Genomic DNA, 20,163 nt, shown 5'->3' on the forward strand with positions numbered 1-20,163 from the left:
TAATCTAACTAATTATTAATTTTAATACGTCGTGGAGGCTCTGTTAGTTCCTCAAGTTCAACCCCTGCTTCTTTAACTTTATCTAGAATAACAGATTGCTTACTGATATACATTAAATCTGAAGAAGTAGTTATTGCTTCAATTCTTAACTCTTGTATCTCTTTATTTAGATTGGCATTTTCTTTCAATAATTTCTCAACCTTAAACTGATTAGATATATAATAGAATGCCAATAGGCTCAAAAAACCAAGAAATGGCAATTGCTTTACTACAATTTGACGCGTAAAGAACCTCCCTGAAATTAGGTCGCGTAATGAGAACCGTCTTAATCGCTCATCACCACTACCTACAAATTCTTGATCTTTACTTTTTGCACTATTCATATTCTTTCAGCAACTCTTAACTTGGCACTTCTTGATCTTGTATTACGCTCCAACTCTTCTTCTGTTGGTAGAATTGGTTTACGATTCACTAGTTTAAATGGAACTTCACTTTTACCATAGAAATCTTTATCAGGCTGTGTTTTATCCGGATCTCCGGTTTTTAAATGATTCTTAACCAACCTATCCTCTAATGAATGATAAGATATCACAACCAAACGTCCAGATTCAGCTAGCACATCATTAGTATGACGTAACATTTCCTTTAAGGCATCCATCTCTTCATTAACCTCTATCCTTAATGCCTGAAACACTTTAGCCAAAAACTTATTTTTATCTCTAGCTGGTACACATGGTTCTACAACCTCAAGCAAATCAGATATCATAACGAATTGCGATTCTGCTCTTTTTGATAGAATACCTCGCACCAATTTACCAGCATGTTTAATTTCGCCATACTGCTTAAAAATTCGGAAGAGATCATTCTCCTCATACTCATTAAGTATATCCGATGCTTTGATTTTAGCATTTTGATTCATTCGCATATCCAAAGCACCTTCAAAGCGAAATGAAAAACCACGTTCTGGCGTATCAAAATGATGCGACGAAACACCTAGATCAGCTAAAATTCCATTTACCTTATCTATCTTTAAATATTTTAAAAAGTGTTTTAAATATCTGAAGTTATGCTGTACAAATATTAAGTTAGGATCATCTGGCCGATTGGCATAAGCATCCTCATCTTGATCAAAGACAATTAGCTTACCATTTTCTAAACGCTTTAACACCTCTTTACTGTGTCCGCCTCCACCAAAGGTTACATCTACATAATACCCATTCGGATCAATATTTAATCCATCCAAACACTCATTCAATAATACTGGTATATGATATACGTCTTCCATAACTTACCCTTCAAAATTTGATTTACTTCCTAAAATTGTTTCAGCCATTTTAGCTAAATCCTCCTCACTCATCTCATCCTTCTCATAAGTCTCCTTACTCCATAACTCAATCTTCATATCCACCCCAACCATAACAAGTTCTTTAGGACATTCAATTTTCTCTAACAAACGTTTTGGAATAAGCATTCGTCCATTTGCATCCAAATTAATTTCTGCCGCACCCCTAAAATACTGACGGTAGAATTTATTCTCAGTTCTATTATAAAGATTTATACGAGACCGAATATCCTCCATTTCTAACTCCCACTCTGAATAAGGCATTAAAACCAAGCAAGGTTCAAACAAATCTTTACGCACCACAAAACGCTCCACATTTAAAGCCACCATAGCTTTTTTAAATACAGAAGGCAACACCACCCTACCTTTGGTGTCAATTTTTGAAACAAAATCACCTATAAATGTGGACATTACGTTTTAGGTATTTTTTTTGTAAAAATAAAAAAATTACCAACCATTATCAACCACTTTCACCCACTTTATTCCACTTGTTGATAAGTTTTCCCTATAAATACATATTTAGATTCTGAGTTATACCAATACTGATATCTACTCAATACGCCAACATCATACATAATCAACAAATTAATTAATGCAGCACAAAGCAATATCTCGAAAAAATAACCACAGATACGCTCAATACATTATCTTTGCCGATAACCTTATGGTAATTTTGACGTAGTAAGGTCGTGTTAAAACACGACCTTACTATCTCTTAATTTATTTGATAGAATATTTACAAATGAAACAAGGAAGTACTATTAAAACAAAAATATTAGATATAGATAGGATTTTTAAAGAAAAGAATCCAGGCTTATATAAATGGATACCCAAATTCGTGTTATCATACGTAAAAAGAATAACACATCAGGATGAACTGAATGACCTGCTAAATGACAATCCAGGTTTATATGGAGTAGACTTTGGCGAAGCTTGCACAAAAAAGTTCAACGTTAGCTACGACTCAATAAACTTAGATAAAATAGACAAATCAGGACGGTACTTATTTGTTGCAAACCACCCTTTGGGAGGGCTTGATGGAATCATATTCATGAACATTATGGGACGTTTTTTTAAAAATATAAAATTCCCAGTAAATGATATCCTTCTACATATTGGTAGGTTCAATGACATTTTCATACCTATAAATAAACACGGCAGCCAAGCAAGAAGTGCGGCCCAACAAATTGAAAGCACTTTTGCCTCTGAGTCTCAGGTATTATTTTTTCCTGCCGGCTTAGTGAGTAGAAAAAACAATGGCGTAATTAAAGACCTTGAATGGAAAGCAGCATTTGTAAAAAAGTCGATTAAATACAAAAGAGATATCGTTCCCGTCTACATTGATGCCCAAAACTCCAAATTCTTTTATAACCTTGCACGCCTAAGAGGCAAACTCGGCATAAAAGCTAATATAGAAATGCTATACTTGGTAGATGAAATGTTTAAACAAGAAGGAAAAAAAATAAACTTCAGTTTCGGCAAACCAATTAAATGGCAAGAGTTAGAAAATGGAGATAGCGCAAAGAAATGGGCAGAAAAAATAAAAGAAACAACATATAGGTTACCGAAATTAAATTAATTTTGCATTTTAAATCTGTAACACATGGATTCAACACAAGATATAATAGCTCCAATAGCCAAAGAATTATTGGAAGCTGAATTAACCAAAGATAGATTTGTACGAAACACCAATAAAGGTGGGAATAAAATTTATGATTTTGTTGGTACCGAAGCTCCCAAACTTATGAAGGAAGTTGGCCGACTAAGAGAAATTTCTTTTAGAGAAGCTGGCGGCGGAACTGGTAAGGGAGCAGATATTGATGATTATGATATGGCTGAAGTACCGTATCACCAATTAATAGTTTGGGATCCTGACGAAAAAGAAATATTAGGTGGTTACCGTTACATAATGGGTAATAAAATACCGAGAGATGCTGACGGAAATGTTAGACTTGCCACATCAAGAATGTTTCATTTTTCAGATAACTTTCTCGACAACTGGTTACCTTATACAATTGAACTAGGTAGATCTTTTGTGCAACCTCAATACCAATCGAGCAAACAAGGAGCAAAGAGCTTATTCGCGCTTGACAACCTTTGGGATGGATTAGGTTCCTTAATAGTAAATCATCCTGAGATGAAATACTTTTTTGGTAAAGTAACCATGTACGACCACTTTAACCAAGAAGCTAGAGACTTAATATTAAGCTTTATGGCTAAATATTTTGGCGATCCTGATAAGTTAGTTTATCCACTCGATAGCTTTAAACTCAAAGTAGAATTGAGTGATGAAGAGATAAAGAAAATTGTAAAAGGCGACTCATTTGTTGATGATTACAAATCATTAAATAAAAGAGTTAGAGAATTGGGAGAAACCATCCCTCCTTTAGTGAATGCCTATATGAACTTGTCTCCTTCAATGCGTTCGTTTGGCACCGCCATTAATGATAGGTTTGGAGATGTTGAAGAAACTGGAATTATTATAACCATAAAAGAATTCAACAAAGCAAAAACACAAAGACATGTTGAAAGCTACAACCCAAATGACTTACATTAAAGATTACAAATAATCTATATAACAAAGCACTTCTGTTTTTCAGTGGTGCTTTTTTTTATTTTGATATTGGAATTGAATTTAATACATAAAACTCCTATTTTCACAAAACAATAATGAACATTCTCTTTTGCAATTCATTATTCCTAATGCATATAGATATACATCATACATGAAACAATACGACTTAATAATTATTGGATCAGGACCAGCTGGATATTCTGCAGCTATCAGAGCTTTAGATTACGGATTAAAGATTTGCATCATTGAAGGGTCACATATAGGAGGTGCAGGTATAATGAACGGAGCATTAACCTCTAAAACCATGTACGAACTAAGCATGGACTATTCCGTTGCTGCTCGTACTGATAGAGGATATCGATCCGGCAGTCTCAGCGTTGATTTCAGACAAGTTATAAAAACCGTAATTGACGCCGCAAAAGAAAAGCAGTACCAGATGTTAAGTCAGATTGAAACATTCTCTGAAAACAAAAGTAAAAATGGCTCACTTGAGTTGGTAAAAGGCTGGGCAAAATTTAAAGATAAAAATACCGTTGAAGTTACCAAAGAAGAGAAAACAGAATTGCTCCATGGAAAGTATTTTATTATTGCCACCGGAGCTAAACCTCGGAAAGCTCCTGGACTTGAAATAGACCATGAAAGAATTATTGATTCTGAGGATATCCTTAAACTCAAGAAGTTTCCTGAGCGAATGCTCATTATTGGATCAGGGATAATTGGTTGTGAATTCGCGACCATATTCAGCAACTTCAAACAAACAGAAGTACACCTCTTAGATAGAGCGAACAGGGTATTGCCAAATGAAGATGATGATGTGAGTGATTTTGTTGCCAAAAACCTCGAGAATAACGGAGTAAAAGTTCATCATACTGCACATTTAAGAACAATAAACAAACACAAAGACCACCTAGAAATAATACTAGATTACGATGCTGGAAACAGTAAAGTAATTGAAGTTGATGTTGCTTTAGTTGCAATTGGTAGAGTTCCGAACACCAATAAACTAGGTCTTGAAAATATTGGCATAGAAACCAACGAAAGAGGAAATATAGAGATCTCTGACGAATGTTTACTTCATGATGAAAATAACCACTGTAACATTTATGCTGCTGGTGATATTACAGGTCATACGCAGTTATATAGTGTTGCCGAATTTCAAGGAAGACTAGCTGCCGAAAAATTAGCTGATATACCATGCTATGCTCTTGACTATAGCAATATGTCTACATTAATGTTCTTTAAACCAGAACTAGCATCCGTAGGTTTAAATGAAAAACAACTACAAGAAAGAAATATCCCTCACAAAGTAGCCTTTTACTCAAACCAACTTATTAACCGTGCCATTGCCATGCGAAATACAACAGGCTTTGTTAAGGTTATGGTCAGCACTGATGAACAACCTAAAATTTTAGGCATGCGAGCTGCCGGACCGCAAGCATCAGCATATATTGTATCCGTAGCGCACCTGATTAACCAAGGAAATAGCTTACAAGAGGTTCTCAAAATATTCTATCCACACCCCAGTGTTGCTGAGGGAATACAAGAATGCTTACGTACTGTCAGTAATAAATCAATTTACAAACCAGCAGCTTTTCCTGAGCTTATTAAATTAAAAGAGTGGTACCCGGAAAATAAAGCGTAGAAAAATCAATCATCAATCAAGGAATATAATATGAAACTATCTAAAAAGAAATTAATCATTACACTAGCTATTGCTAGCAGTGCTTTATTCTATTTAGTAACGCCTTCTTATTTGAAGAATGCTGTTATATATTTATTCCCTGGAATTGACGATTATACCATTTTTTCAAATAGAAAGATAGAGATTGGAGATAAAGTAAGACCCTGGAAAACAGCTGGCAATTACAACAAACTAAAACTCAAAAAGAAAGAGAGAGAAACATTAGAAAACTACAAATCAATCGCATATCTAATTATAAAAAATGACAGTATTCTATACGAAGAATACTGGGATAATTATTCTAACAGCTCACTATCGAATTCATTTTCGGCAGCAAAGAGTGTTGTTGGTTTGTTAATTGGCGCTGCAATTGATGATGGCTATATAGAAAGTATCGACCAAAAAGTAGGTGAATTTATCCCTGAATTCAATAACCCTCCAAACGACAAACTTAAAATAAAACACCTACTCACAATGAGCAGCGGTAGTAATTGGGACGAAAGTTACACAAGCCCCACCTCACTAACCACACAAGCTTATTACGGCAATAACATAACCGGTCTTGTTAGTGATTTAAAAATAACCGACGTCCCCGGAAAATATTTTAGTTATAAAAGTGGAGATACTCAATTGCTATCTCTAGTCTTAAAAAATGCTACAGAAAAATCGCTTTCCGACTATGCATCTGAGAAACTATGGAAACCACTAGGTTGCGAAAGAGAGGCATTATGGTCGTTGGATAAAAATAACGGAACAGAAAAAGCATATTGCTGCCTCAATAGTAATGCACGAGATTTTGCTAAGATTGGGGAATTAGTATTAAAAGATGGACTTATTAACAACAAGCAAATAATTTCTAAAGATTTCATTCAATCAGCAACTAGCCCTGCAAACTACCTCATTGATTCTGACGACAACAAACCGGTGAATCATTATGGTTATCAATGGTGGATTATTAATCACGAGGGAGATAAAATACCTTATGCTCGTGGAATATTAGGCCAATATATTTTTGTACTAAAAAAAGAAAATGCAATTGTGGTACGCCTTGGGCATAAAAGAAGCAAAAACCTGATTGATCACCATCCTAGCGATTGCTATGAATATTTAACTACTGCCAAACGCTTGCTTAATAAATAACAAAAAAGGGTTGCAAAAACTGCAACCCTTAAATATCATATCTAAAGTTCTGACCTTAGTCTTTTTTAACTTCTGACAATTTAATACTTAACTCATTCAATTGCTCAGTGGCAACTGGAGAAGGAGAATCAATCATCACATCTCTACCTGAGTTATTCTTAGGAAATGCGATAACATCCCTAATAGTATCTAACCCTGCAAATAACGACGCTAATCTATCAAAACCAAAAGCGACACCACCATGAGGAGGTGCACCATATTTAAAGGCATTCATTAAGAACCCGAACTGAGCTTCAGCCTCTTCTTGTGTAAAGCCTAACAACTTAAACATTTTATTTTGTAGTTGATCGTTATGAATACGAATTGATCCACCACCTATTTCAACTCCGTTAATCACCAAGTCATAAGCATTAGCTCTTACCTTACCAGGATCAGAATCTATTAAGTGCAAATCCTCTTCTTTTGGAGAGGTAAATGGATGATGCATCGCATGAAAACGTTCTGAATCCTCATCCCACTCTAATAACGGAAAATCCACTACCCATAATGGCGAAAACGTATTCTTATCTCTTAAGCCTAAACGCTCTCCCATTTCTAAACGAAGTTCGCATAAGGCATTTTGAGTTTTTGACTTATCGCCAGCTAATACTAAAATTAAATCACCTGGTTTTGCTCCAAATGCATCCGCCCACTTTTGCAGTGCATCAGCATCAAAGAATTTATCTACCGATGATTTAAAGGTTCCATCTTCGTTACATTTAACGTAAACCAATCCATTAGCACCTATTTGCGGCTTACGCACAAAATCGGTTAATTTATCTAATTGTTTACGTGTATAATTTGCACATCCTTGCGCGCAAATACCACCAATATATTCGGCATCTTCAAACACTTTAAATCCACAATCAGCTAACATTTCTTTCATTTCAACAAATTTCATATCGAAACGAATATCTGGCTTATCAGAACCATAATATTTTATAGCATCTGAAAATGGCATTTGAGGAAACTCAAAATCAAATTCAACATCCTTAATTACTTTAAAAAGATGCTTTGTCATTCCTTCAAATGTACTTAATACATCTTGTTGATCAACAAAGGCCATTTCACAGTCAATTTGTGTAAACTCTGGCTGACGATCGGCTCTTAAATCCTCATCTCTGAAACATTTCACAATTTGAAAATAACGGTCGAACCCAGCTACCATCAATAATTGCTTAAATACCTGAGGAGATTGAGGTAGTGCATAAAACTCTCCTGAATTCATACGCGATGGCACTATAAAATCACGCGCTCCCTCAGGAGTAGACTTTATTAAAACAGGCGTTTCAGTTTCAATAAAATTTTGGTTATTAAGAAAATTTCTAACCTCGAAACCTAATTTATGACGTAACTCTAAGTTACTACGAACCGGGTTACGACGTAAGTCGAGATAACGGTATTTCATTCTTAACTCATCGCCACCATCAGTTTCATCCTCTATAGTAAATGGTGGTAACTCTGATGCATTCAATAACTTTAATGAGTCTATAAGTATTTCAACATCTCCAGTTGGCATTTTAGCATTTTTGCTACTTCTTTCTGCCACATTACCTGTAACCTGAATTACAAACTCACGACCTAACTTGTTAGCTTCATCGCTTAAGGCTTTATTTGATTCTACGTCAAGAACCAATTGTGTAATTCCATAACGATCTCGCAAATCAATAAAAGTCATTCCTCCAAGATTTCTAACTTTTTGCACCCATCCACTTAGAGTAACATTTTGATTTACATGAGCCATACGTAGCTCTCCACAAGTATGTGATCTATACATTTTATTTCTAGTTTATTATTGCTGTTCCTATTCAACTTATTTAATCAAAATAAATTGATCAAATAAAATCATGCGAAAATATAAAGATTTTGAATAACATTGTTGTTTCAAAGCAGATAATAAAGATAAATATGAGCAAAATCAAGTTCTCGGATGATTACTTCATGAAACAAGCATTAATTGAAGCACAAAAAGCTTTTGATTTAGATGAAATACCAGTTGGTGCTGTTGTAGTATGTAATAACCAAATTATAGCTCGGGCACATAACCAAACCGAACAACTTAATGACGTAACTGCCCATGCAGAAATGCTTGCAATTACAGCTGCTACAGAATATTTAGGAGGCAAATACCTAAATGAATGCACTCTATACGTTACACTTGAGCCATGTGTAATGTGCGCAGGTGCTTTAAAGTGGTCCCAGGTTGCGAACATTTATTTTGGTGCAGAAGATAAAAAAAGAGGTTTTTCAAAATACACCCCCATAATAAAACACCCAAGATGCACTATAAAAGGTAATATTATGGAAAACCAATGCTCTGATTTAATACAATCTTTCTTCCAATCAAAAAGATAAGTTTTATCTAATTATCATTTTTTGTATATTTAGTGCTATGAATTTTAAAAGCATTTTTGAAGAGTTAAAGAATTGTGGAACCGAACAAAATATAAAGGTTTACAGAAAACATGGCGCCAAAGGTGATTTATTTGGAGTTAGCTTTGCCAACTTAAAGAAACTTAAAGCTTCAATAACGCCTTCCTCCAATAAAAAAGGCATTAATCATCGAGTTGCGCAACAACTGTGGCAAACCCGAAATATAGACGCACGCATTTTAGCATGCATGGTAGCCGACCCTATTGAAATTACTAGAAATGAAGCCAACCATTGGGTTGCAGATATACAATATTATGTACTAGCAGATTATTTTGCAGAGTTAATTGCACAAACTAAATTTGGTTTGGATATCATGTATCTTTGGATCCAATCTCCCGATGAATATATCAAACGCGTTGGTTTTGCCATATTAAACTTCATTGCCCGCAATGATGACGACAAAAGCGAACTCTTCTTTCATGGGTTTTTAATGAAAATTAAGCAAGAATTACATTTATCTCCCAACAGGGCTAAAGAAGCTATGAATAATTGCTTAATAGCTATAGGAGGAAGAACTCAAAACCTTAGAGAAAAGGTGATAGATGTAGCCGAATCGCTTGGAGAAATTGAAATAGACCATGGTGATACATCTTGTAAAACATTTATTATAAAAGAATATTTAGATAAAATGTGGGAACGAAAAAAGTAAAAATTTAGATGTCTAAATTTTATATAAGAACAAAAAAGGCGGCCAATGGCCGCCTTTTTTGTTCTTATATAATTACAGTTATTAATTAACTACAACCTTACATGTTTTTCTATTACTTAAGTCTGTATAAACCGATATGATATATACTCCTGGCTTAAAGTTTTCTTCTAACAAATGTGTTCCGCTATTATGTGAATCGACTTCATAAACCTTAGCACCTCGAATATCGGTAACCGAAATAAACACCTTATCACTCTTACTTTGTTCGAGAAGGTTTTCAACAACAGTTATTCTTTCATTAGCAAAATAAGCAAACACCTTTACTTTAGAATCGTCACTATCATCAATATCAGTTGGTATCTGTGGCTCTGTAACTCTAGAAACAAAAGCTAACTCAAATCGATCTTCTTCACCACCGGCTAATGCCATAAATTGATATTGAGAAGTACGTAAATCCGTTTCTGTGTCTAATACATTATCTCTCAAATACACTTGAGCCTCAGTATCAAACAAATCACTATTAGTAAATTTAATAGTAGATAAAACATCTGTTTTAGAGGAATATCCTAAAGGAATAATAAACTCATCTGAGAAATCAGGCATCACGTTAATTGTTAATTTAACATCTTCCTTTTTTGAATAAAAATTCAATGCATTATCATCAGTTGACATCCTTTTTTTCGAGTCGATATTAGTACTTCGCAGTGTGCCAATTCCCCTAAAAGCAATTACACTTTCATCTACACTATTTTCTGAAACCAAAAGTAGGCGTACAATATCATGCTCCTTTGTACTTGCTGATTTTAATTCTATTGTTTCTGTATGCGCACGAGCACCTTTCTTTATGGTAAAATTATTATTTCCATTATTAAGTACCCAAAAGGCCTGTCCAGGAGTAATAAATTCTGATCCCCCATTAGCACCAATACCTGTTTCGATATTATAAGTAGTAAATCCTCGTGAACTTGGGCTTAAATCAGTTCGTGTATAGACCGTCTTATCTGCAGTTCCAAATTCCCATTCCGAAGTATTACTTAGATTCAAATAACTTGGGTAAGGATTTGAAATAAGATACCACCCATTTGCAGTATAGTTTATAGTATATGAGTTATTATTATTCAATATACCAACATGCGAAATAGTTGCAGGATTCTCGAAAATAACAGATGTGCCTATTAATGGATCACTCAAAGGATCCCGCGAAGCAGGGTAAAACCCTTTACTTACATTAGCCCATGCTCCTGAGTGGTAATCGAGAAGAAAATAATCATTCCCTCCTAATATAGCATCATATGAATCAATAGAAGGATTTTCAGTTGCATGCCCAATATACCAATATCTAAGTTCTGAATACGACCATATTAAATTGGTACTATCACTCACACTTCCAAGAGTTATAAAAGAAGTAGGTTTTTCATTAGAATTTTCAATAACCAAACCATCATTAGTTAATAAGTTACCATTTACTGTCATTCTTGTGCCAGGCTTTAATGTTAGGCTAGCTCCAGAATTAATAGTAAGGTCATTAACTTGTACTATATTTGAATTCATTGCTGGGTCAATTACTGGATCTAATTGAGGGGCTGTTACTGCATTAATAGTTACATGCGATGATGCCGATGGAATAATTGAATTAGTCCAATTATAAGCATCAAACCAATCTGCATTATTTCCTAACCAAGTATAAGCTGGGGTAAGAATTGACCCAAAAGTAAACACACTACCTTCAGTAAACTCATTAAAGTCAATTTGCAATTGAGACGAAATATTTCCACCATTAGAATCTCCAGTTGTATTAGATACTGCAAGTTGTGACCAAGCATCTGTTGCTAAATCCTGCCATTGCGTTATTCTAAAATTAGCATCTGGATTGACTCCACTCTCCGTATCCCAAGTCAAAGTTAATCTCGCACTTGATCCCGATGGACCTTTAACTTTCCAATATTCATTTTTATTCACAAACTCCAAAGGAGCAACCACACTAGTTGGGTCATAACCCCCTGTTGCTGGATTGGTATTAAAATATTGAGCTTCCCACAAACCACTACCTGAAGTATTTGTACTAAATACTTTAATAGTACCATATCTTCCTGAACGTCCAATAGGAAAGTCAAAATACTCATTATGATTGATCATTTTTGCCATTGGCCCTTCTACAAATGCCGAAGAAGTACCTCCTTGTAAAGCTTCAACTTCAGAGTAAGTTAGTGTTAAACTCCCTGCCTCTGTATTTAAAATTCCATTGGTAAGTGTTAAAACTCTATCTACCTCAACACCTGTTTGTAAATCAACTCCGGCTGCATTTGCAATTGTTAAGTTATAAAGTGCATTTGATCCCGTAAGCAATGAAGCTCCTTTTATATATTGACGCGAAGTACCATCAAATATCATGGTTGCATTGTTTCCTTGTCCACTATCTAAACTTCCTGAATTAAATATAAAATCACCCTTTAAACTAATTGATCTGTCAGACTTATTATCAACTAATAAAACTCCTGTTGACTCTATAGTAAGATCACCAAGAATATTTAAATCAACATTTGGTAAGTCACGTTCCCCTGTACCTTGAAACTTTAAGTTATTCACTTCTGATACTCCTGATAAAACAGGATAAGTAATCATGTCTCCTCCGAACTCTAAAGTTCCTCCATCTGCCTTAAAAAACTCGGTATAATCACCTGCCGGTAATGATCCTGTTTCAAGATAAATAGATCCAGTTCCTAATACATTCCCTAATCTATGCCCTTCTGTACCTTCAATTAAAATACGTCCATCTGTTGCACCACTTATGGTAGTTCTATATGATGATATATAATCGATAGGGACTGCTACTTGATCATTAATTACAACCATAGCACCTCTCGGCCCACCAACAGGTGGTGTTGGAGTCCAAACAGAGGTGTCATTCCAATCACCATCTTTTACCGAAGTATATGTTGGTACCTGATTAGGAATGGCTTCATCTAGTCCTGCCGTATAGTCACCTATAATACCATCATCGTCTGTAGCTGTTGTAAAATCGAATGTTAATATATCGTTAGTAGTATCAATTGTACCAATATCCTTATTCCAATCTCCGGTACCTCTTGATAACAATCTAGCTGTTATATAGTCGTCATAAGTTTTACCTGTTGCAGTAACACTAACCAATGAATTAGGATAATTCATAGTTATAGTACCTGTAAAATCGTTAAACCCATTGGCATCAATAATCCAATAATACTTAAGTACATTCTCTTTTTCATCCCAAGCAGTTGCACTTAAATCAACTACACTAGGGTGAACCTCCTTAGCTCCTTTAACTCTAATATATGAACTTGAAGAGGTGTTATTGGTAATATTTAAATTTACAGGAGTATAAATTCCTCCCGACCCCAAAGGAAATATAAAGGACTGCGCACCTGGATTTAATAATTTCTTAAGTCCAGCATCTACAAATGATATATTAGTTTGTATCATATTAGTTGCACCAAAACCTGCGATTGAATTTACGGTAGCTCCTTCGTTAAATACGATTAAATTTTTTCCAATATCCAAAATCCCAGATTCCATCTGTAGTAGTTGATTTATCTCGATAATATTTCCATCTTCTTGAGTAAAACCAGCACTATTATCAAGGTAAATTCTATCATAAGAACCATTACCATATATACGTTGAGATACAGAACCATTCAATACAACTCCGTCTCCTCCACCTGAAGTAAAACTTCCATTATTAATTATATCACGCAATACATAAATTGCATTACCTCCATCATTTATAGTTCCTGAATTCAAGGTAAGCTCATATTCTACAGTTAGTTCAGTATTTGTAGTTAATAATAACTCATCACTACCAACATCTTTTGTTAATTTATAAAATGTAGTATTACCAGATATTTGTTGAGCAGAGCCTCCTACAAAATTCACTTCATTATTTGAATGAATAAAGGTCCCATTATTAACAAAATCTCCTGTTAAATTCATATCCAAACTTGCTGCATCTAGAGTAGCTCCAGAATTAATATTTAATTCTCCCTCAACATTTAAGGGACGCACAGTTAATTGAACCTCAGGATTATTCGTTCCCCCTATATTAATATCGTTTAAAATAATTTTGGAATTAATTTTAAACGCATTTTGATTAGAAGGTGTATCCGCATTAAAAATATTGATTACACTACCATTAGTACTATAACTTGAAGGCTCTAGATGCAAGGCAGCCGCAGTTGGAGTATTTGAATTTTGCTGAATAAAACTCAAGTTACCTCCAGTATGATGGAAGCTACTTCCTGTATTCAGTATTTCTAACATTCCTCTTGTTCCATCTCCGCCAGATGATACTCCTATCTCAACACTACCTCCTGATTGAGTATATTTCAATACGCCAAGCTCGTCAGAAACTGATCTTCGTATTTGGGAACCCACAAGTAAAGTTCCATCACTAATTTCGATACTTGAATTACCTGAAACTGTATAAATAATTGCATTTTCTCCGCCAGACATATCAAGTGTTCCGCCAGACAGCTTCAATAATCCATCTAGTGATAAATTAGAACCTCCATTAATAAATGCAGAACCTTGAGTTATTTCCAATCCTGAGGTACTATTAATGCTAAAATCATCATCTCCTGTAGATAAATCAATTTGAAGCTCTGAATTATCCATGACCAAGAGTCCATTTTTTATTTCTAATGCCTTTGCTATACCAACACCTGAAGTAGGACCCCTTAGATTAAAATCAGCCCCTAAAGTTAAAGATGAATCATTACTTATTCCTTTATTAAGTATTAATCTATATAATTCAACATTAGAACTATAAACCCCTTCGAAAGAATTTGTAAAATAAGCTGACTCATCACCTTCAAATTCTAAAATTACCTTATTCTCAGTGGCTGAATTATACAAATCAAACTCTAATGAATTGCCACCATCGCTTTCTCTGTAATTTAAGTCTATATTTCTTTCAATTATGAATTTATGCTCAACAGCATTTGTATTACCAGCTGCTACATTAACAGAATAATGTTCGGTATTACCGTTTTTACCGGTTAAAGTTAAGAAGTCTTTTGTTCTGAAAGTATACGCATCAGCTCCATTAGGAAACTGAATACGCCCATAATTAGTGAATCCTAAACGCGTAAGATTCTCTACTGTATAATTACCCCCGATATTTAGCCTTGCGTAACCATCTATAATTAAGTTTTTACAAACTAAATCATAATTAAATGTAACGTATCTGTTTGTACTTGTATTTCCATATATTCTTAGGGTTGGTAGCTCAGCAAAGAAATCATCTAATTCTACAGTATAAGTACCATCTTGGTTCATATAAAACTCAACTACACAAGTGTCGTTTCGTGCAAAGTCTCCAATATCAGCATTTAATATTGCTGAAGATGAATTTACTTGTCGTAAATAAATATCTCCAACACCACTTATTCGACCTACATTTAATACATCAGTACTTTCTAACCTTAATCTGGGTAGATCTTCAATATCCTCATAAACACCTTCACGCACAAAAATAATTTCTGCACATTCATGGTTCCCATTCACAGTAATATTATCATTATAATTATTACCCCTTATTATAGCTATATCACCAGCCTTGGGATAATCTGTTGCTACCTCTGTTTGATCCTCGTCCATAAACCAGGATGATGTAGAATTCCAACTACCTTGATTATTTCTTTTATTGTAGTAAACCTTAGGCACACCCGAAAAACGTGCTACCTCACCAGCTGTGAAATTAGCATTCGCTAAAGTAAAACCTACGAATCCTGCTTGAGTAAACTCACCACCTGTTGAAGAACCATTAAATACAATTCTCCTAGTTGTGCCTGACGTTTCTGTATTAACTACATCACTAACATCAGATATTGGTTCCGACTCATAATATCTTGTATATGGAGATTCTCCTAAAACATATCCAGGCACATAATTTGCTTCTTGAGAAGCACCTGTAATTTTGTCAATTCCTGTAACATCATCTTTATCTTGATAATAAAACTGAAATGCTACTGTTGGTAATGTACTAAATCCATCATGTGTAACTCTCCAGTAATGCTGAAGTATTTCACTCGAACCGGTTGGATTAGAAGTTTGCAATTCACCAGATACTGTTCTGACAGTTACATAACCATCATCAACAAAGTCTTTAACTTTAATTTGAGCAGGTCGATAATAAACAGTTGCACCTCCATCGTTTGTAAAACCAATTGGGAAGGTGATCGGACTTCTATTCTTATCCCTATTTCCTTTGGATTCATTTGGTGTATTTTGATCGATCAATAAAGATAAGCCACCGTCAGAGGCTTTGCCATCGGTATAAATAAGTTTATTTCCTACAACTCCATCATCAGTTAAACTTAACTCATCTGAATTATCAATATCGCCAAATAAATTACCACTACTATTAAGATTCCATATCTCATCAATGGTCAAATTGTGGTTTTTAAGATATATAGCTCCTTTTGTAAATTCCATTCTTTCAATTTTCATATCACTAGTTAAAGTAACATGTGTAGTGGTTGGATTTACATTAAACCTCAAGTTTCCAAAAACTGCATCATCAGATGTTTCAATTATAACAGGTGGCTCTTCTCTGAAACGAATTTGAGCCGTACTTGGCGTTCCACCTGAAACGGGGTAACTTCCAGAAGAATAATAAGTACCCATCCTATCATTATTCACAATTTTACCCCAGGTTCTAAAGGTCATCCTTCCTTGATCTAGAGTTCCTGATAAAACACTTGCATCACCATTAACATCAATCAAAATTTGATTGTTCTTTATGTTTGATTGAGCTACTGTTCGTAATTCGTTCCCACTTGTTCTGTCTAAAATAAAATTACCTAATTCGAAACGCTGATCCTTATCAATATCATCGTCTATACCCCCTGAATGACCCCAATAAAGCGTATCTATTGAAGAGGTTGCTATAGTTTGGTTAAAATAAGTAGTATTAACCTGTGTTGGTTGTTTATTAGTTCCATCATATGGCGATGTTCCGCCAAATAAACAATTATAAACTCCGCCTTCTTCTATAAAGAAAGAACCGCCAATATACAAATCACTTACTACACTATTGGTTGAAAAAACTGATAAAGTAATATCTGGATAATTAGCATTTGTTTCTTCACCTCTAATTCTAAAATCATTTAATACCACTAAAGGTTGCGCCTCTAAATACACATCTGTAGAACCTACATCAATGGCATCATCCAAAACAAATTCGCTCGTATTTGCAACAGTTTTAGTCAGGTTTAAATTATAAAATGGTGCTTTTGATGAAATTTTGAAAGTATTAGAATCTCCAATATTTAGATTTACAGTACCCCCTGTTACATTCTGATTTGCAGTGGAAGAATTAATAAAGATACCTCCTTTTGAATTCGCTTTATCAATATTTAAAACCCCACCTGACATTTGAAAAGAATTACCTTCAAACGTTAAGTTAAATGGATAATAATCACTATTTGTATTAGCTCCTGTAATATTTACAACACCTCCTGATTGCTTGTAACCTCCTTTATGCTCAGCCCCCAAAACCGAAGTTCTAATTTGACGAACATTAAGCTCTCCCCCTTCAACGTTAACATACCCATTCTCTCTAAGTGTTATTCCACTATTAACATCAATATTGGCAATACCTGAACTAATCTTAATTTCACCATAAGGTACAATAGCAGTACCTATAGTTTTAGATACGGCTCCACCGTCAATCCATAAACGTGATGCAGTGGATATATTATAGTTAGAACTTGTATTAAGCTCCGAAATAATTACGTTCTGACCTATCCTAACTGTACCTCGCAATAACCCTAAGGCATTATCATTCGTTGCCAATTGAGCTATTGACCCATGATTATGATTAGCAGAACCATACAAGTTAAAGTTTGCAACATCAGAAGCATTAATTGAAGCAATATAAGTTTTATCAATCCCCTTATCTATTTCTATTCTATAAAAATTAGTAATACCATTACAGGTAATAACTTGATTTTTTGCATCATTTAATAAATTAAAATCTATAATTCCATCCGTTGCATCACTATTATAAATTGCTGCAGTTCTATTTGTAAAGTGAACAATACCACCCTGATTTTCAAAATCTCCTAACAAGCTAAACTGATGCCTTGCATTTCCTGTTCCAAGTAGTATTTGTGCATCTGATAATACAATCGCATCCCCATTAACTCTGATATCAATTGCTTGTGAAGATGAATTATCGTTTATAGTAAATTTACCACGTTCAACTCTAAAGTCTCCATTAATGGTTAAATCTCTCAATAGTGTAATTTCTGAACCTGAGGCATCTAATTTCACATCTACATCAAAAAACTCATGAGAATCATTAATAGTATAACCACTACCATAAAACTCAACTTTCCCTTCATCTTCACCTGTAGTAATAAACTTAGAGGCATCTCCTTCCGGAAAATTATCTGCTGCCATAGTAACTAATCCGCCACCTTCAATAGTCGCAAAACTATGGTTTGATGTAGCGCCTAAATCCAATTCCCCGTTTATTATTAATTCAGCATTTGCTAAATCATTAACTCCTGCAGGAACAATAATTTTTTTACCACTTAAGATAACTACCTTATCTGATATTGCTGTTGGGGATGTTATGGGAGTGTAACCTTCTGGATTATTCGGCAAACAACCGCAAGGTTCAAGAGTCCATGCCTCAGGATTATTCCATTCTGAAGTAGATCGCAATGTATACCATATTCTTCTATCCCCTCCTTCTAATGGGCTTTGGGTTTCATCCAATGTACCTAAAGTAAAATACCCATTCGAAAAGTTAGCAAAGTCAACATCAAAATAGATTCTATCTGCGACTTCAACTCCCTTATTGGCAACAGTTACCTGTGAATAATTTCCTCCATCACTACTTTTAGTTAATAGTACATAATTAGTGATGTCCTGAGGAAACTTTCCACCAAGGGCTTCAGATAAATCAAAACTTAATCGGACTGTAGGAGTACCCGTAGTTTCAGTTCTTTTTACATACCATGATCTATTCCATGCACTAGCGGCGCCGGAAGTAGTAACTTGTGCTGAATTAACAAAGTCTGCTGAGGTATTAGACACACCATTATGTGCTGCCGCTAGATAATCTCCATTAGAGGAATTACTTAGTGATAAATATAAACCACTTGAGTTTGCCTCATTGTTCTCTCCGTCAGATTCAACTCCTACAGCTGCAAAGTCTTTATTATAACTTATATCACCACCCGAAAAAATATCCTTTGTTACAGAAATTCCATATTTCTGAGATAAATAAGATTCAAGTATAATACGTTGTGCCGTATTTAAACCATTTCTAAATACAATAATCTCGGCTATATCACCATTAAAATATCGCGTATCTCCTTCTTCAAACAATCCTATAGTAACATTTTCCGTACGGTCAGGAATCGGTACTGAAGTTGTTATTTGAGATTGAGAAACACCATTATGATAAAGTGTAAGTACCGACCCATCATATACATAACTAGCTATTGAAGGAGTTCCACTAATACCTACTCCTCCTCCAGTCTCTTTATTACTTACATATCCATTCAACTCATGACCATTATTAAAGAAAAGAGCCCATGACCTGTTTGATGAATTTAATCTTTTAGATATTATTGCACGCTGATCATTTGATCCTGAATTTAATACTGCAAAAATAGATAACTCATCACTATTATCAAGCTTATTTGCACCTGATTGATCATCTAATATTCTTAGGTATTCATTTGCTACACCAGTAAATTTAAGGGCTGGTTGCCCTCCAATAACACTAGAGTTCCAGGTTGGCGGTGTACCGCCTATATGAACTGCATTATTATTATTTCCTGATTTATCAAACCAAGTATCAGCATCACCAAATGATGTTAAATCTGAGGCGTCGAGCCAGATAATATTTTCAGGCTGGTCACTATCCCCATTACTATTACCAATACCTCCAGGACCACTTTGTGCCGATACGCCCAGGGTTAGTACTAGCACACACTTAACTAATAATATAAGTTTTATATTCTTCATAGTGTTATCTCCATAAATTTAGAATTCCCCAATTCTTTTGTTCTTAGTAACATTAAATACGTTAAGAGGTTCACAAAGTTATTCATTCCCAACGGGGAAGAACTATGAAACACCTCACTTTATGGGAAAGTGATATTATGTATTGATTAACGAGCAATATTAATTGACTAAACATTCTGTATCAAGTTTAGTACTTCATTAAGAGAGAAATCTGCATAAAAAGATAAAATAGAAACTTAATTCTATTTTTTACTTTAGACTCTTATCTTTGCAACAAAATAAAA

11 protein-coding genes are annotated in these 20,163 nt (G+C 34.6%); 6 read left to right on the top strand and 5 right to left on the bottom strand.

Going from position 1 to position 20,163, the window contains the following annotated elements; all coding sequences use genetic code 11:
• Positions 1 to 8: 8 nt before the first annotated feature.
• Genes QMO11_RS12930 through QMO11_RS12940 form a run of 3 tightly spaced genes read right to left on the bottom strand, consistent with a single transcriptional unit; the run spans position 9 to position 1,753 of the window.
• The gene (locus tag QMO11_RS12930) at positions 9 to 383 is read right to left on the bottom strand and encodes an FtsL-like putative cell division protein (RefSeq protein WP_075602054.1); all 375 of its coding nucleotides are present in this window, start codon (positions 381 to 383) and stop codon (positions 9 to 11) included.
• Positions 380 to 1,285 (bottom strand): 16S rRNA (cytosine(1402)-N(4))-methyltransferase RsmH, encoded by a 906-nt coding sequence (gene rsmH / locus QMO11_RS12935; RefSeq protein WP_075602053.1) that lies wholly within the window; start codon positions 1,283 to 1,285, stop codon positions 380 to 382. Before rsmH ends, QMO11_RS12930 begins: the two co-directional genes overlap by 4 nt.
• A gap of 3 nt (positions 1,286 to 1,288) precedes the next feature.
• Positions 1,289 to 1,753, bottom strand: coding sequence for a division/cell wall cluster transcriptional repressor MraZ (locus tag QMO11_RS12940; protein WP_075602052.1), 465 nt, complete (start codon positions 1,751 to 1,753; stop codon positions 1,289 to 1,291).
• A gap of 331 nt (positions 1,754 to 2,084) precedes the next feature.
• On the opposite strand from QMO11_RS12940, the gene glsA reads away from it, so the two are divergent.
• The 4 genes from glsA (at position 2,085) to QMO11_RS12960 (ending at position 6,738) form a co-directional block, all read left to right on the top strand.
• Positions 2,085 to 2,921, top strand: coding sequence for a lyso-glycine lipid O-acyltransferase GlsA (gene glsA / locus QMO11_RS12945; RefSeq protein ID WP_282037665.1), 837 nt, complete (start codon positions 2,085 to 2,087; stop codon positions 2,919 to 2,921).
• A gap of 24 nt (positions 2,922 to 2,945) precedes the next feature.
• Positions 2,946 to 3,899: a glycine N(alpha)-acyltransferase GlsB gene (glsB, locus tag QMO11_RS12950; protein ID WP_282037666.1), complete on the top strand. Its 954-nt coding sequence runs from the start codon at positions 2,946 to 2,948 to the stop codon at positions 3,897 to 3,899.
• A gap of 169 nt (positions 3,900 to 4,068) precedes the next feature.
• Positions 4,069 to 5,559, top strand: coding sequence for a dihydrolipoyl dehydrogenase family protein (locus QMO11_RS12955; protein WP_282037667.1), 1,491 nt, complete (start codon positions 4,069 to 4,071; stop codon positions 5,557 to 5,559).
• 30 nt (positions 5,560 to 5,589) lie between these two features.
• Complete coding sequence (locus tag QMO11_RS12960) at positions 5,590 to 6,738, top strand: serine hydrolase domain-containing protein (protein ID WP_282037668.1); 1,149 nt, start codon at positions 5,590 to 5,592, stop codon at positions 6,736 to 6,738.
• Between the two features lie 55 nt (positions 6,739 to 6,793).
• Here QMO11_RS12960 and aspS read toward each other — a convergent pair whose 3' ends face one another.
• Positions 6,794 to 8,554: an aspartate--tRNA ligase gene (gene aspS, locus QMO11_RS12965; protein WP_282037669.1), complete on the bottom strand. Its 1,761-nt coding sequence runs from the start codon at positions 8,552 to 8,554 to the stop codon at positions 6,794 to 6,796.
• Between the two features lie 89 nt (positions 8,555 to 8,643).
• Between aspS and QMO11_RS12970 the strand changes: the two genes are divergently transcribed.
• Both QMO11_RS12970 and QMO11_RS12975 read left to right on the top strand, forming a co-directional pair.
• On the top strand, positions 8,644 to 9,132 hold the full coding sequence (locus tag QMO11_RS12970; RefSeq protein ID WP_282037670.1) for a nucleoside deaminase: 489 nt from the start codon (positions 8,644 to 8,646) through the stop codon (positions 9,130 to 9,132).
• Between the two features lie 37 nt (positions 9,133 to 9,169).
• On the top strand, positions 9,170 to 9,859 hold the full coding sequence (locus tag QMO11_RS12975; RefSeq protein WP_282037671.1) for a DNA alkylation repair protein: 690 nt from the start codon (positions 9,170 to 9,172) through the stop codon (positions 9,857 to 9,859).
• A gap of 81 nt (positions 9,860 to 9,940) precedes the next feature.
• Here the strand turns inward: QMO11_RS12975 and QMO11_RS12980 are convergent, their stop codons facing one another.
• Positions 9,941 to 19,879, bottom strand: a complete 9,939-nt coding sequence (locus QMO11_RS12980) for a LamG domain-containing protein (RefSeq protein ID WP_282037672.1) — start codon at positions 19,877 to 19,879, stop codon at positions 9,941 to 9,943.
• Positions 19,880 to 20,163 lie beyond the last annotated feature (284 nt).

It is taken from the genome of Saccharicrinis aurantiacus (assembly GCF_947489045.1).
In the GTDB taxonomy this organism is placed as follows: domain Bacteria; phylum Bacteroidota; class Bacteroidia; order Bacteroidales; family Marinilabiliaceae; genus Saccharicrinis; species Saccharicrinis aurantiacus.

Bases quoted from the DNA above. Each gene is read 5' to 3' on its own strand.
- QMO11_RS12955 (WP_282037667.1), top strand. From the start codon at position 4,069: ATGAAACAATACGACTTAATAATTATTGGATCAGGACCAGCTGGATAT.
- QMO11_RS12975 (WP_282037671.1), top strand. From the start codon at position 9,170: ATGAATTTTAAAAGCATTTTTGAAGAGTTAAAGAATTGTGGAACCGAA.
- QMO11_RS12940 (WP_075602052.1), bottom strand. From the start codon at position 1,753: ATGTCCACATTTATAGGTGATTTTGTTTCAAAAATTGACACCAAAGGT.
- rsmH (WP_075602053.1), bottom strand. From the start codon at position 1,285: ATGGAAGACGTATATCATATACCAGTATTATTGAATGAGTGTTTGGAT.
- glsB (WP_282037666.1), top strand. From the start codon at position 2,946: ATGGATTCAACACAAGATATAATAGCTCCAATAGCCAAAGAATTATTG.
- glsA (WP_282037665.1), top strand. From the start codon at position 2,085: ATGAAACAAGGAAGTACTATTAAAACAAAAATATTAGATATAGATAGG.
- QMO11_RS12930 (WP_075602054.1), bottom strand. From the start codon at position 383: ATGAATAGTGCAAAAAGTAAAGATCAAGAATTTGTAGGTAGTGGTGAT.
- QMO11_RS12960 (WP_282037668.1), top strand. From the start codon at position 5,590: ATGAAACTATCTAAAAAGAAATTAATCATTACACTAGCTATTGCTAGC.
- aspS (WP_282037669.1), bottom strand. From the start codon at position 8,554: ATGTATAGATCACATACTTGTGGAGAGCTACGTATGGCTCATGTAAAT.
- QMO11_RS12980 (WP_282037672.1), bottom strand. From the start codon at position 19,879: ATGAAGAATATAAAACTTATATTATTAGTTAAGTGTGTGCTAGTACTA.